We start from the raw sequence: 13,378 nt of genomic DNA on the forward strand, positions 1-13,378 counted from the left end.
ACTCGGCTCTTCGTATGGCACGTCCCCTCTCCCCGTCAGAACGGGGAGAGGGCTAGGGTGAGGGGCAAATCACACGGCACGACTTTTCGTGGAGAGAGGAGTTACGGCGGATTGCCGGCGACCGACCCGAAATTCCGGGTCGGCCGAATTTGTGATCACTCGTGAGCCCTGGCGGCTCTTGCGGCAACGGCGTCAAACCCATCGCCCGAGAGGTCGATGCTGTTGAGCAGATCGCGAACGACTTTCGCGATTTCCTCTGCGGAAGCGCCCTTGGCGTATTCTTCCTGCATGCGGCGTCTCACAAGCTTTTCCAAATCTGACATAACTCACCTCATCAAATCCGGCGCGGGGAGAAATGTCGCGCCGGGACCGGTGGCAGGCAAGTTACGTTTTGTTCAGAATGGGTTACGGATTTGTAATGTCAGAGGGCGATGTAGCGGTCGGCGCGGTGGTTGATGGCGACGAAGAGGTTGAGGACGAGGGCGCCGAGGACGGAATAGAAGACCACCGGCGGCGTGGTGACGAAGACGGCGGCGGCCAGCACGCACATATCGATGCCAAGCTGGACGAGGCCGGCGCGGATGCCGAAACGCTCCTGGAGATAGACCCCGAGAATGCCGACGCCGCCGAGGCTGGCGCGGTGGCGATAGAGCGCCAGCGCGCCGAAGCCGAGCAGCAGGCCGCCGAGAAGGGCCGCCCAGGCCGGATGGATGCTCGAAATGGAAAAGAGGCGCGACTGCAGATCTGACATCACCGAAGTCAGGCCGATGGCGATGAAGGTCTTCAGCGTGAAGGCCATGCCGAGACGCTTCCACGAGAGATAGAAGAACGGCAGGTTGAGCAGGAAGAAGGCGAGGCCGAAATTGACGCCGAAAGCGTAATGCAGAAGGAAGGCGACGCCGGCCGTGCTGCCGGTGAGAAGGCCGGCGCTGGCAAGCACGTAAAGGCCGAGCGCTGCGACGAGACTGCCGGAGAATATGCCCTGCACGTCTTCGATCGGCGAGTGCCGCGCAGCACTCGTATTCCAGAGGCCGAGGGCATTGATGAGCTGTGTCATGTCGCCAGTCTCCAACAGCAGACGTGTTCGGGAGCACGTCCGGAGAAATCCGGACGCGGTGGATTTTTGATTGTGAATGAGTCGAGCGTCGGCGTCTGATCGCCGCGCGCTCCTCGGATACCCTTGCAATATCAGGCTTTCCGGCGTCCGATCAAGCGAAATAGGTAAGCAATGCTGTCCTATTAAAAAATCGCAAGAAACATTCGCTCAGGCCGGCTTGCGCGTAAGGAACAGAATGCCGGCAACCGGTTTGCCGCCATCTTTGCGAATGACGGTCTTGACGATGTCGAGGATTTCGAAGCCGTGACGGGCAAGCAGCATGCTCACATAGGCTTCCGAATGGGCATAACGCAGCGACGGCGCGAGATGGAAGCTCTCGCCCTCCCCCGCATCCTCGACGGAAAAGGCGAGATCGGCGCCGGCGGCGGCGAGATCGTCGATGTTGGCAAAAACGCTTTCGAGATTGCCGAGATACATCAGCACGTCGGCTGCCGTCACCAGGTCGGCGCGGCCACGCGGCCCATCGACAAAGAGGCCGGAAAGATCGGGCGCAAGCGACAGGTCGGCCTGGGCGAGGTGATCGTAGACCGCCTTCTCGGCCGCCTTGGCCAGCATGTTCTGCGAGAGGTCGAAACCTTCGAGGCGGCCGACGCGGCCACGGATTTCGGGGCCGAGCAGGCCGGTGCCGCAGCCGAGATCGACGGCGCACGCGTAATGCCTGCCGGTGGCGGAAACGAGGGCCGCGAGCTTCTGCGGGACAGTGTAATCGAGTTTTTCGACGAGCGAGGCCTCGAACCGCTCGGCATAATCGTCGAACAGGCGCTCGACATAGCGGCTCGGCGGCCGGTCGGGTGTGGCGGTATCGCCGAGAAGGGCGAGCTTGAGGGCCGAACCGAAAATATCTTCGGGATCGAGGGCAAGCGTGCTGCGATAGGCTTCGATCGCGGCTTCCGCCCTGCCCGCCTTTTCGCGATAGGTGGCGAGGCGATACCAGCCGGCCGCCCAGGCCGGTGCGAGTTCGAGCGCCTGCTCCATCAGCTCGGCCGCCGCCTCCGGCTCGCCGCCCTCTTCGAGCATCCGGGCATAATCGGCGCGGCGGTCGGCGATGACATCGCCGGAGGAAAGCTGGTGGGGCTGCATCATCGGCTCTTTATTTTAGGCATGTCGTCGCGCTGCTCGGTTTTGCACTGGCCCGCATCTGGCGGCGGCCACAAAAAAACTCAAGTCCTATTTCACAGGCGAAGCGGCCAACCCCGGAAAGGGCTTGCGGGCGGCGCACCGCGACCTTATTCCAAGGGCAAACAGGAGATGGTGCATGTCCGATCAGGTGAACAGGTTCCTCGGCGATTCGCTCGGCCGCACATTGATAAAACTCATCGTCGTGTCGCTGATCGTCGGGTTTGTCATGACGGTCTTCGGCCTGACGCCGTGGAACATCATTTATGGCTTCCGCGACTTCATCCTGGAAATCTGGCATCGGGGATTTTCAGCGCTCGGGCGCGTCGGCGACTATCTCCTCCTCGGGGCGACGATCGTCATTCCGCTTTTCCTCATCCTTCGGCTTTTCAGCTATCACCGGTAACATGACCTCCATCGACCTTTCGCGCCGCGGCCTGCTGCGTCTTTCCGGACTCGCGTTCGCCGCTGGCATCGCCGGCTGCACCACCACGCCGCGCCTTGCCGGCACACCGTCCAACGGCGAGGACGAGACGGCAAGCGTATTGCCGCTCGTCAACGAGCTGCGGGCCAAGAACGGCCTGCCGGCGCTTAGCCCCGACCCGGCGGCGCAGACGGCCGCCCTCTTCCAGGCCAAACGCATGGCAAGCGCCGGCAAGATGGCGCATCTCATCGGCATGACCGACAGCTTCGGCGCCCGCGTCAAGGCGAGCGGCGTGCAGCTGCCGGCGGCGGAGAATATCGCTTCCGGCCAGCAGAGCGTCGATGCCGTGGTGACCGCCTGGATCAACTCGCCGCATCATCTGGAAAACATGCTGGGGCGCTATGGCGGCCTCGGCGTCGCCGTCGCTCACAATTCATCTTCCAGGAACCTGCCCTATTGGGCGATGGTGCTGTCAAGCTGAGGCGATTCGGCCTCGACATGGGGCAAGCATGGATACGCGCAGCAACGGTCATTCCCTTGCCTTCGAGGTCACGCACCGGCTGGTGCTCTCGATCGCCATTCCGATGACGCTCGGCTTCCTGACGACGCCGATGCTCGGGCTGACGAGCACGGCCGTCGTCGGCCATATGGGCGATCCGGAAGCGCTGGCGGGGCTGGCGATCGGTGCAATGCTCTTCGAGCTCATCCTGGGCAGTTTCAATTTCCTGCGGGCATCGACGACGGGCCTGACGGCGCAGGCCTATGGCCGGCGCGACCGGCACGAGGAGCAGGCGGTGTTCTCGAGGGCGCTGATCTCGGCGCTCGGCTGCGGGCTGGCGCTGCTCTGTCTTTCGCCGCTGCTGAAGGCGGCAGGATTGCGGTTGATGGGCGCGGAAGGCGCGATCGCCGAGGCGACCGCCATCTATTTCTCGATCCGCATCCTGGCAGCGCCGGCCGCACTCGCCAATTATGCCATCCTCGGCTTCGTGCTCGGGCGCGGACAGGGCGGTGTCGGGCTGCTGCTGCAGGCGCTGATCAACGGCATCAATATCCTGCTGTCGATCTATCTCGGCCTGTCGCTCGGCTGGGGCGTGGCCGGCGTCGCCTGGGGAACCTTGGCCGGCGAGGTGGCCGGTGCGCTCGCCGGGCTGTTCATCGTGCTCGGCGGCTTTGCCAAATCAGAGCGGCCGGCATGGGCCGAGGTCTTTTCCCGGCATCGTCTGGCCGAGCTTTTCGCGCTCAACCGCGACATCTTGATCCGCACCTTCGTGCTGATCGGCGCCTTCACCATCATGACGCGGATCGGCACCGGCTTCGGTGCGGTGACGCTTGCCGCCAACGCCGTGCTGATGAATTTCTTCCTGCTGTCGGGCTATTATCTCGACGGGCTTGCCAATGCCGCCGAGCAGATCACCGGCCGGGCGATCGGCGCGCGTTACCGACCGGCCTTCGACCGCGGGCTGAAGCTCACCACCTTCTGGTCCTTCGGCCTGGCGGCGATCGTCTCCGCCTTCTTCCTGCTCGCCGGTCCCTGGCTGATCTCGGTGCTGACAACCTCGCCCGAGGTGCGGCAGGCGGCGGCGACCTATCTGCCCTGGGCGGCGGTGACGGGGCTCACCGGCGCGCTCGCCTTCCTGATGGACGGGGTCTTCATCGGCGCGACGTGGTCGGCCGACATGCGCAACCGGATGCTGCTGTCCTTTGCCGGCTATCTCGCCATGCTCGCCGTCTTCGTGCCGCTCTTCGGCAATCACGGCCTGTGGCTGGCGATGAACGCCTTCCTGCTGTTCCGCGGCTTTTTCCTGGCGATGCTGGTCAGGCCGCGGGCCGATCAGACCTTCCGCGCCGCCCAGTAATCGAGCCTGCTGTCGCGCAGCTCGCGGATCGAGCCGGCCTTTTCGCGGTCGAGCAGCGCCGAGAGACCGCGAACGATATCGCCCGGCAGGCCGGGGCCTTCATAGACCATGCAGGAATAGAGCTGGACGAGATCGGCGCCCGCCCTGATCTTCTCCAGCGCGGTCTCGGCCGAGGAGACGCCGCCGACGCCGATGATCGGCAGTGCGGCGCCGACGCGCTTGCGCATCCTGGCAAGCACGGCGGTCGACTTTTCGAACAGCGGCACGCCGGAGAGGCCGCCCGTCTCCTTGGCCTGGCGCTGATCTTTCAGCCCCTCGCGCGACAGCGTGGTGTTGGAGACGATCAGCCCATCCAGCGGATGCGCAAGCGCCTCGGCGGCGATATCGTCCATGCCTTCCTCGGTCAGATCGGGGGCGATCTTCAGAAAGACCGGGATCTTGCGGCCGGTTCTCTCAGCCATCTCATCGCGCGCCGCCAGCACGGCCGACAGCAGCGCCGCAAGGCTTTCGCGCGCCTGCAGATCGCGCAGGCCAGGCGTATTCGGCGAGGAGATATTGGCGGTGAAATAGCGCGCGACGGAATAGAAACAGCGGATGCCGGCGACATAATCGGTGATGCGGTCCTCGCTGTCCTTGTTGGCGCCGATATTGACGCCGACAATGCCTTTGCCTGTCAGCGCCGAGAGCCGCTCGAAAGCAGCCTCATGGCCTTCATTGTTGAAACCGAGGCGATTGATGACGGCTTCATCCTCGACCAGGCGGAAGATGCGCGGACGCGGATTGCCGGATTGCGGCTTCGGCGTCACCGTGCCGATCTCGGTAAAGCCGAAGCCGAGCTTCAGCAGCGCCTCCGGCACCTCGGCATTCTTGTCGTAGCCTGCCGCCATGCCGAGCGGATTTTCGAAGGTGAGGCCGGCGACGGTCTGGCGAAGGCGCGGATCGGGGGTGATCTGGCAGGCGGGCACCAGGCCGGATTTCAGCGCCGCGATCGACATGCCATGCGCCGTTTCCGGATCGAACAGGAAGAGGCCCTTGCGGGCGAGACGCTTGAAGGGATCGATCATGGCTGCAGCTCCGGGAAAATATGGGCGCCGGTCTCGTCGAGCGGCAATGGCACCTCCCAGAGCACGGCCGCAAGCGGCAGGTCGGCATAGAGATGCGGGAACAGATCGCCGCCGCGCGAGGGTTCGAAGATCAGCTTGTCACCGAGGCCGCCGGCATCGACGGCAACCAGCATCAGGCCGGACTGGCCGGCAAAATGCAGGGCAGCGGTCTGCTTGACCTGGTCAGCCGTCGAAAAATGGATGAAGCCGTCCTTGAGATCGATGCCGGCGCCATGAAAAACACCGCTTTGTCTGGCTTGCTGCCAGAGCGGTTCCGTCACGATCTTGTAAAGGGTCGGTGTCAGGGTCATCATGGCCTCGCGATTGCTGGTCCTCGATCACCAGCGCTTTGCCGGAAAGAGGCGGCAATGTCCACGCCCCGGCGCTTAAAAACAGGACCCGCACAGGCAAATCCGGAGGATGAGACGATGAAGATTTTGGTTCTCGCACTTGGCGCCGTAGTCCTGCCGCTGGCAGCTGCCGCGGCCGAGGCCGATGCGGGCCGGTTCCAGCTGGAAAAAAGCGGCGATCATTTCGTCCGGCTCGACCGCCAGTCCGGCGCCATGTCGATCTGCCAGGACAAGGACGGCGCTCTCGTCTGCCGCATGGCGGCCGACGAGCGGGCGGCCTATGAGGACGAACTCGACCGGCTTGCGGAGCGGGTGACCAAGCTGGAACAGGAAGGCCTCGTCCAGCGGGCGCTGCCGAGCGACGCCGAGATCGACCGCTCGATCAGCATCATGGAGAAGATGATGAAGAGTTTCATGGGGATGGTGAAGGAGTTCCAGGCCGAGGAAAAGGCCGATCCCCTTCCGCAGAAGACCTGATCTGATATAGTCGTATCAGCAGCCATGCATGGAGCGCAGTGGGGACGGCGTCGCATGCAGCACGATCGGGCTCTTGGGAGGGAGTTTTCGATGCAGGAACAGACCATCATCATTGCCGACGACCATCCGCTTTTCCGCGATGCGCTGCGCCAGGCCGTCATCGGCATGGAAGGCCGCCAGTCGATCGTCGAAGCCGGCGATTTCGCCGCCGCGCGGACAGCAGCCGGCGCCCATCCGGACGCCGATCTGATGCTGCTCGACCTCGCCATGCCCGGCGTCAGCGGCTTTTCCGGCCTGATGGCCTTGCGCGCCGAATTCGCCAGCCTGCCGATCATCATCGTCTCGGCCAGCGACGACGCAACGACGATCCGCCGGGCGCTGGAACTCGGCGCCTCCGGCTTCATTTCGAAATCCTCCGGTATCGAAGACATTCGCCGCAGCATCCAGACGGTGCTTACCGGCGATATCGCCACACCCGAAAGCTATCGCGACGGCCAGGAGCAGGACCCCGACGTTGCCGACCTGATCCACCGCCTGCATACGCTGACGCCGCAGCAAAGCCGGGTGCTGACCATGCTCGCCGAAGGCCTGCTGAACAAGCAGATCGCCTATGAACTCGGCGTCTCCGAGGCGACGATCAAGGCGCATGTCTCGGCGATCCTCTTGAAACTCGATGTCGACAGCCGCACGCAGGCCGTCATCCAGCTCGGCAAGATCAACATGGCGATGGTCGCCTGAGGCGGCCGAAACCGCCGATAAAAGGATTTTATTCCTCCCTTACCTTTACGCGCGCCGCACGGTCGGTTACACTTCCGGCCGGCTGGAGCGCGGCCTCGGATAGGCTGCACGGAATCGGGCGCATATGCTGTCACACGAGCAGATCTGGGAGGCGATCGACAGGCTTGCCGAGCGGCACGACCTGACGCCATCCGGTCTTGCGCGCCGCGCCGGGCTCGACCCGACCTCCTTCAACAAATCGAAACGGCTTTCGGCCGACGGGCGGCTGCGCTGGCCCTCGACCGAATCGATCGCCAAGGTGCTCGATGCGACAGGGGCGAGCATGGAGCAGTTTCTCGCCTTCATGCGCCCGAGCGCCGATTCTTCCGCAGAACTGCCGGGCGAGCGCGCCAAGCCGCCGCACGGCGGCGCCATTCCGCTGCTCGGCTTCGCGCAGGCCGGCGCCGGCGGCTTTTTCGACGATGGCGGCTTTCCGGCCGGGCAAGGCTGGGACGTGGTCGAATTTCCGGCTGCGCCGTCGCAGAAACCGGGCGTCTACGCACTGGAGGTGCAGGGCGAGAGCATGATGCCGCTCTACCGCGACGGCGACGTGCTGATCGTCGAACCCGGCGCGCAGGTGCGCCGCAACGACCGGGTCGTCGTGCGCACGCGCGAGGGCGAGGTGATGGCCAAGGTGCTGCTGCGCCAGAGCCCGCGGTCGATCGAGCTGATGTCGCTCAATCCCGAACATCCGAACCGGACGCTCGATCTGTCCGACGTCGAGTGGATCGCCCGCATCATCTGGGCCAGCCAATAGGAAGATATTCCATGCGCCCCGCCGCCGTCTTGACTGGTCTTGCAGGAATGGCGGTTGTGGCCGGCCTGCTGATATCAGCAGAAACAAGGCTGCGCGGCGGAACGGGCGGCGAGGATACAACCACCGCAGAGACGCCAGAAATGGGCGCGGCGGCGGAAATCGCCCCCGAGACGGCAGGCCGGTCGGCGCCGATCCCGGATGCAGATGCCGAGATCATTGCGCGCGCGGCGCAGCCGGCGGCCCCCTCCCCCGCCCCGACCGAAAGCGCGCCGGCTGATCCGCCGCGCCCATCGGAAACGCCCGGCGGGCAGACGGCGGCGCCGGCCGCGAAAGAGCCGATCGAGCTGGCGCGGCCGCTGGCCGAAAATGCCGGCCTGCTTTCCTTCGGCGAGCGCCGGCTTCAGCTTGCCGGCATCATCCCGACACCGGCCGACAGGATATGCGGGCCGGCAGGCCGGCAATGGCCCTGCGGCATGATGGCGAAGACGGCACTGCGCCAGCTCTTGCGCAATCGCAGCCTCACCTGCGACCTCGACATGGCGGAATGGAAGGGGACGGCGACCGCCGCCTGCCGGCTCGGCACGCAGGATCTCGGCACATGGCTCGCCGAAAACGGCTGGGCCGAAGCCGAGGCGGGCTCACCGCTCGATGCTGTCGCCGAGAAGGCGAAGCAGGCGCAGAAAGGCATTTACGGCGGCGACCCGCGCCGCAAATGACTAATGCATGTCGCCCGGAAGTGTGCAGCGGTTCCGGGATAACGACATGCATCAAAACAAAAGGCTAAAGCGCGTCGCATGAATCAAATTTGATGCGACGCGCTTTAATGTCCGCGGCGGCGCGATGCTGCCGATCCCTTGTAAAGGCGACCGCCAATTCCTAATCTCCGCTCACCGAAGAAGGAATCAGAGATGAACAAGCCGCTTTCCGCCCATGATGCCCTGATCTACGTGATGGTGATGGCCTCCGCCGTCGACAGCACGATGAACGACAGGGAGATGACGAGGATCGGCCAACTCATCGGATTCCTGCCGGTTTTCAAGGATTTCGATGACGAAAGGCTGATTTCGATTGCGCGCGACTGCGCCTCGCTGCTGGCAGGGCCCGAAGGCCTCGACGTCGTTCTCGAAACCGTGCGCGACACGCTGCCGGCAAAACTCTACGACACGGCCTATGCGCTCGCCGTCGAAGTGGCTTCCGCCGACCTTTCGGTCAAGGCCGAGGAATTGCGGCTGCTCAGCCTGCTGCGCGACCGTCTCGGCCTCGACAAGCTGACCTGCGCGGCGATCGAACGCAGCGCCATTGCCCGCTTCCGCAACGGATAAGCCTGAAACTCTTTAAAGCGCGTCGCATCAAATTTGATCATGCGACGCGCTTTAGCCCTTTGTTTTGATGCATGTCGTTGTCCCGGAACCGCTGCACACTTCCGGGCGACATGCATTAGACGACCCGCCAGTCAGTAGAGCCCGTAGGGAAAATAACGCAGATAGATTTCCTGCAGACGGCCGTTGCGCGACAGCGTGGCAAGCGCGTGATCGATGGCTGACGTCAGCACGCTGTCCTTCTGCCGCAGCATGATCGTCATGCCCTCGCCGAGGAAATGTTCGGAGAGATAGGGACCGTCGAACAGCGCGCAGCATTTCTCCGAACCCGGCGAAGAGACCCAGAAGGAAAGCTGCAGCGCATCGGCGAAGGCGGCGTCGACCTTGCGCTCCTTCAGCGCGGCAAGCAGAGCGTCCTTGGTGTCGAAGGGCTCAGCCTTCAGCGCCGGGAAAAATGCGGCCAGCATCGCCTCGTGCACCGTGCCCTTGACGACACCAACCGGCCGGCCGGCAAGGGCGGCGGCCGTCTTGCCGTCGACCGGTGCTGCGAGATTGCGCACGAAGCGCGCCGGCAGCATCAGATAGGGCCGGGAGAAGACGAACTGCCGGCGCAGCTCGGGGGTCACCGCAAGGCCGGCGATGACGGCATCGCCCTGCGAGGCGGCAAGCGCATCCTTGAGGTCGGCGAAAGGGATCGCCTGGATCTGGCACTTGTCGGATATTTCCAGCTCGCTGCAGATTTCGCGGGCGAGATCGACGTTGAAGCCGGAAAGCTTGCCGTTCTGATCGGTGAAATTGAAGGGCGGGAAATCGACCGACGTCAGGAAGCGCAGGCGCACCAGCGAGGAGAGGTCGGGTCTCGCCAAACGCTCTCGCGCGTCGAAGAGCAGCGGCAGCGAAGGCGCTGCCTGCTGGGCGGAGGCGGCAAGGCTTGAAAAGAGCAACAGCCCGAACGCGAAAAGCCCCTTCAGCGTCAGGGATGCCAGCTTGGATTCGGTCATCGTGATCCAGTCTCGGGTTCAGCGGGAAGCGTTGCGGGGGTGGAGAGATGTAACAGAGTCACGCCCGGTGGGGAATATAGGTGTATCCGACGCCGGAACGCCCGCCCCGTCCTTCGAGGCTCCGGCCTCTGGCCTGCGCACCTCAGGATGAGGCTCTCTTGGGCGTTGGCACGGCATTCGTCAGCACCGAGCCCACGCCCCTTATCAGGGCAGCATCCTCCAACCTCCCTCATCCTGAGGTGCGTAGCCCGTAGGGCGGAGCCTCGAAGGACAGGCTCCAACCCTGCTTCTTGCGCCATCAATCGCCGGTGGCCGACCTCGTCCTTCGAGGCCCCTGCGGGGCACCTCAGGATGAGGTCGGAGAGGGCGTAGCATCCTCCGCTGTGCATCATTATCAGCGCGGCAATCTCCAAGGCTCCTCATCCTGAGGTGCGCAGGCCAGAGGCCGGAGCCTCGAAGGACGCGCCGCAACGCTGCTCCTTGCATGCATCCAACGCCGGGGCACCTCAGGATCAGGCTCTCTTGGTTTGCGGCGCAAAGCTCGTCCCTCAAAATTATGGGCATTCTCCACAACCGCGTTAGGGCGGAATTAAAGAATAGCGCCTTTATTTATGGCGACGTCATCGGACCCCGCCGGCCGATCGCATGATGCACGCGTCAGCGCTCTGTTTGTAACAATTGATTTCGAAGCGCCGGTGCGGCACGCCCGGCCAATCGGGTGACATTTCCCATGTTGAAGCATCTGAAAATCCGCACGAAAATCATATCGGTCGTGGCGCTCCTGGGGCTGATCACGATGGCCGGGCTGATCTATGTCATCGCCGAGTTTCGCCGTGCGGACGCCGCCTACAGCGCCTTCATCGATCATGAGGCGCTGGCCTCGATGCAGAGCGCACGCGCCAGCGCTTCGGTGGTGGCCTCGGTGCTGCAGGTCAGCCTGCTGGCCGAGATGAAGCCCGATACGCCCGCCTTCCAGACGGCGCTCGCCACACCGAGCAAGCTGCCGCAGGCCCGTGACCGGATGAAGGCGGCGCTGGCGCTGGTCCCCGGCCGCAAACAGGCGATCGACGAGATCCAGGCGGGCATCGATGAGATCGAAGCCCTGGCCGGCAAGATCACCGAACAGAGCAAAGCCAAGGACAGCGCCGGCGCGCAGGCAAATGTCGCCCTAATCAACGCCAAGCTCGATGCGCTGACACCGAAGATGATTGCCAACGATGATGCGATGATGGCGCTGCTCAACGACGGCGGTGACGCGCTCTCGGCTTCCGTCAACGGCCGTGTCACCTTCTGTCTCGTCCTGATCGGCATTGCCGTTCTTGCAGCGATCGGCGTCGGCATTATTGTGGCGCAGTCCGGCATTGCAGGCCCGATGACGCAGCTGCGGCTGCACATGACGCGGCTTGCCGAGGGCGATACCGACAGCGAGATCGGCGGTCTCGATCGCAGCGACGAAGTTGGCCAGATGGCGCAAGCCGTATCGATCTTCCGCGACAACGCCATCGAGCGCCGTCGGATCGAGGCTCGCGCCGAGACAGAGCGGCGCGTCAGCGACGGCGAGCGCCGCGAACGCGAGGCGCAGAAGGCGCGCGAAACGTCCGAACTCGACCGTGCCGTCGCAGCCCTCGGCGACGGCCTGCGCCGCCTTGCCGCCGGCGATCTCGCCTCGCATATCGACGAGCCCTTCGTCGCCCATCTCGACGCGCTGCGCCAGGATTTCAACCATTCGGTCGAGAAGCTCAACGAGACCCTGCAGGCGGTCGGCGCCAATGCGCGGGCAATCGGCGCCGGCGCCAACGAGATCCGGTCTTCCGCCGACGAGCTTTCCCGGCGGACGGAACAGCAGTCGGCCTCGGTCGAAGAAACCGCAGCGGCACTGGAAGAGATCACCACGACGGTGCGCGACGCCGCCAAACGTGCCGAAGAGGCGAGCCAGCTCGTCACCCGCACCCGCCTCGGCGCCGAAAAATCCGGCGAGATCGTCCGCAAGGCAGTCTCCGCGATGCAGCAGATCGAACAGTCTTCGGTCGAGATCGGCAACATCATCGGCGTCATCGACGACATCGCCTTCCAGACCAACCTGCTGGCCTTGAATGCCGGCGTCGAAGCCGCGCGCGCCGGCGAAGCCGGCAAGGGTTTTGCGGTGGTGGCGCAGGAAGTGCGCGAGCTCGCGCAGCGCTCCGCCAAGGCGGCCAAGGAGATCAAGGACCTGATCACCAATTCCGGCACGCATGTGCAGACCGGTGTGTCGCTGGTCGGCGAGACCGGCAAGGCGCTCGATGCGATCGTCACCGAAGTGCAGGAAATCAACCAGCACGTCCACGCGATTGCCGAAGCCTCGCGCGAGCAGTCGATCGGGTTGCAGGAGATCAACACCGCGGTCAACACCATGGATCAGGGCACGCAGCAGAATGCGGCGATGGTCGAGCAGTCGACCGCCGCCAGCCACGGCTTGGCCACGGAGGCCACCGCACTCAACAATCTGCTCGGCCAGTTCCGGCTGACCGGCACCGGCAGCTTCGCCGCCGCCGCCCCGATCGCATCGGTACGGCCGCCCGCCCCGGCACCGCGCGCCGCGGCGCGCCCGGTGACCAAGGCTCCCGCGATCCGCGTCGCCCGGGAAGGCACGGCCCGCCCGACCGCCTCGCCGGCCCGCACCCTTGGGCAGACGCTCGCCAACGCCTTCGGCGGCGGCAACAGCACGCCGAAAAGCCAGGAGGCCGACTGGACGGAGTTTTGAGACACAGCCCGTCGACACGAGGCCGCAGTTGTCCGGCTGCGCCGCATCCTAGCTGCCTGGCTCGAACCACTTCTCGCCTATCCTCAGCCCCCTTTCTGAACGTACCCTGCGAGACGCGAGCGAGGAACGGAAGAGGCCGCCCCAAAATCTCTTCTCCCCTCGGGGAGAAGATGCCGGCAGGCAGATGAGGGGGCCACACGGAAAACCCCTCCCGTCATAATCTATCCCACTATCGAAGCCTGCACGGACGTCGCAGGAAAGACCGGCTCCGCCGGCCCCCTTGCATGTTCAATTTGCGCTGATTGTTGGATGATCGGTGCGCACTCCGGCGGATGGCCATC

At 64.5% G+C, this 13,378-nt stretch carries 15 protein-coding genes; 9 read left to right on the forward strand and 6 right to left on the reverse strand.

The genetic code is table 11. From position 1 onward, the window contains the following. Positions 1-155: 155 nt before the first annotated feature. The 3 genes from CO671_RS34585 to CO671_RS32275 form a co-directional block, all read right to left on the reverse strand. Positions 156-290: a hypothetical protein gene (locus CO671_RS34585; RefSeq protein ID WP_275593076.1), complete on the reverse strand. Its 135-nt coding sequence runs from the start codon at positions 288-290 to the stop codon at positions 156-158. Positions 291-421: 131 nt separating this feature from the next. Then, positions 422-1,057: a YitT family protein gene (locus CO671_RS32270; protein ID WP_097609144.1), complete on the reverse strand. Its 636-nt coding sequence runs from the start codon at positions 1,055-1,057 to the stop codon at positions 422-424. Positions 1,058-1,264: 207 nt separating this feature from the next. Then, positions 1,265-2,197 (reverse strand): methyltransferase, encoded by a 933-nt coding sequence (locus CO671_RS32275; RefSeq protein ID WP_097609166.1) that lies wholly within the window; start codon positions 2,195-2,197, stop codon positions 1,265-1,267. Positions 2,198-2,372: 175 nt separating this feature from the next. Here CO671_RS32275 and CO671_RS32280 point away from each other — a divergent pair, with 175 nt between their 5' ends. The 3 genes from CO671_RS32280 to CO671_RS32290 are packed head-to-tail and all read left to right on the forward strand — an operon-like array spanning position 2,373 to position 4,513. Continuing rightward, the gene (locus CO671_RS32280; protein ID WP_004675818.1) at positions 2,373-2,639 is read left to right on the forward strand and encodes a DUF6460 domain-containing protein; all 267 of its coding nucleotides are present in this window, start codon (positions 2,373-2,375) and stop codon (positions 2,637-2,639) included. A gap of 1 nt (position 2,640) precedes the next feature. Next, entirely contained in the window at positions 2,641-3,138 is a 498-nt protein-coding gene (locus CO671_RS32285; protein ID WP_097609146.1) for a CAP domain-containing protein, read from the forward strand. 28 nt (positions 3,139-3,166) lie between these two features. Then, positions 3,167-4,513 carry an MATE family efflux transporter gene (locus CO671_RS32290; RefSeq protein WP_097609148.1) on the forward strand — a complete coding sequence of 449 codons (1,347 nt, stop codon included), beginning with the start codon at positions 3,167-3,169 and terminating at the stop codon, positions 4,511-4,513. Here the strand turns inward: CO671_RS32290 and CO671_RS32295 are convergent. Both CO671_RS32295 and CO671_RS32300 read right to left on the reverse strand, forming a co-directional pair. Then, positions 4,489-5,577, reverse strand: a complete 1,089-nt coding sequence (locus CO671_RS32295; protein WP_097609151.1) for a quinone-dependent dihydroorotate dehydrogenase — start codon at positions 5,575-5,577, stop codon at positions 4,489-4,491. The two genes, CO671_RS32290 and CO671_RS32295, sit on opposite strands and share 25 nt — an antisense overlap. Then, positions 5,574-5,927, reverse strand: coding sequence for a DUF952 domain-containing protein (locus CO671_RS32300; protein ID WP_097609168.1), 354 nt, complete (start codon positions 5,925-5,927; stop codon positions 5,574-5,576). The genes CO671_RS32295 and CO671_RS32300 overlap by 4 nt, the downstream gene beginning before the upstream one ends. Before the next feature lie 117 nt (positions 5,928-6,044). On the opposite strand from CO671_RS32300, the gene CO671_RS32305 reads away from it, so the two are divergent. The 5 genes from CO671_RS32305 to CO671_RS32325 all read left to right on the forward strand — a co-directional run bounded on the left by CO671_RS32305 (position 6,045) and on the right by CO671_RS32325 (position 9,299). Beyond that, entirely contained in the window at positions 6,045-6,443 is a 399-nt protein-coding gene (locus CO671_RS32305; protein ID WP_010028517.1) for a hypothetical protein, read from the forward strand. 90 nt (positions 6,444-6,533) lie between these two features. Continuing rightward, positions 6,534-7,181 (forward strand): response regulator transcription factor, encoded by a 648-nt coding sequence (locus CO671_RS32310; RefSeq protein WP_097609152.1) that lies wholly within the window; start codon positions 6,534-6,536, stop codon positions 7,179-7,181. Between the two features lie 124 nt (positions 7,182-7,305). Beyond that, a complete protein-coding gene (locus CO671_RS32315) occupies positions 7,306-7,977 on the forward strand; it encodes a helix-turn-helix transcriptional regulator (protein ID WP_097609155.1) in 672 nt (223 codons plus the stop codon). Between the two features lie 11 nt (positions 7,978-7,988). Then, entirely contained in the window at positions 7,989-8,693 is a 705-nt protein-coding gene (locus CO671_RS32320; RefSeq protein ID WP_097609157.1) for a thermonuclease family protein, read from the forward strand. Positions 8,694-8,885: 192 nt separating this feature from the next. Beyond that, a complete protein-coding gene (locus tag CO671_RS32325; RefSeq protein ID WP_097609159.1) occupies positions 8,886-9,299 on the forward strand; it encodes a tellurite resistance TerB family protein in 414 nt (137 codons plus the stop codon). Positions 9,300-9,430: 131 nt separating this feature from the next. Here the strand turns inward: CO671_RS32325 and CO671_RS32330 are convergent, their stop codons facing one another. Next, positions 9,431-10,297, reverse strand: a complete 867-nt coding sequence (locus CO671_RS32330) for a transporter substrate-binding domain-containing protein (protein ID WP_097609161.1) — start codon at positions 10,295-10,297, stop codon at positions 9,431-9,433. A 730-nt stretch (positions 10,298-11,027) separates the two neighbouring features. Here CO671_RS32330 and CO671_RS32335 point away from each other — a divergent pair. Next, positions 11,028-13,037, forward strand: a complete 2,010-nt coding sequence (locus CO671_RS32335; protein WP_097609164.1) for a methyl-accepting chemotaxis protein — start codon at positions 11,028-11,030, stop codon at positions 13,035-13,037. Positions 13,038-13,378: the final 341 nt, after the last annotated feature.

It is taken from the genome of Rhizobium sp. M10 (assembly GCF_002531955.1).
Lineage (GTDB): Bacteria > Pseudomonadota > Alphaproteobacteria > Rhizobiales > Rhizobiaceae > Rhizobium > Rhizobium etli_C.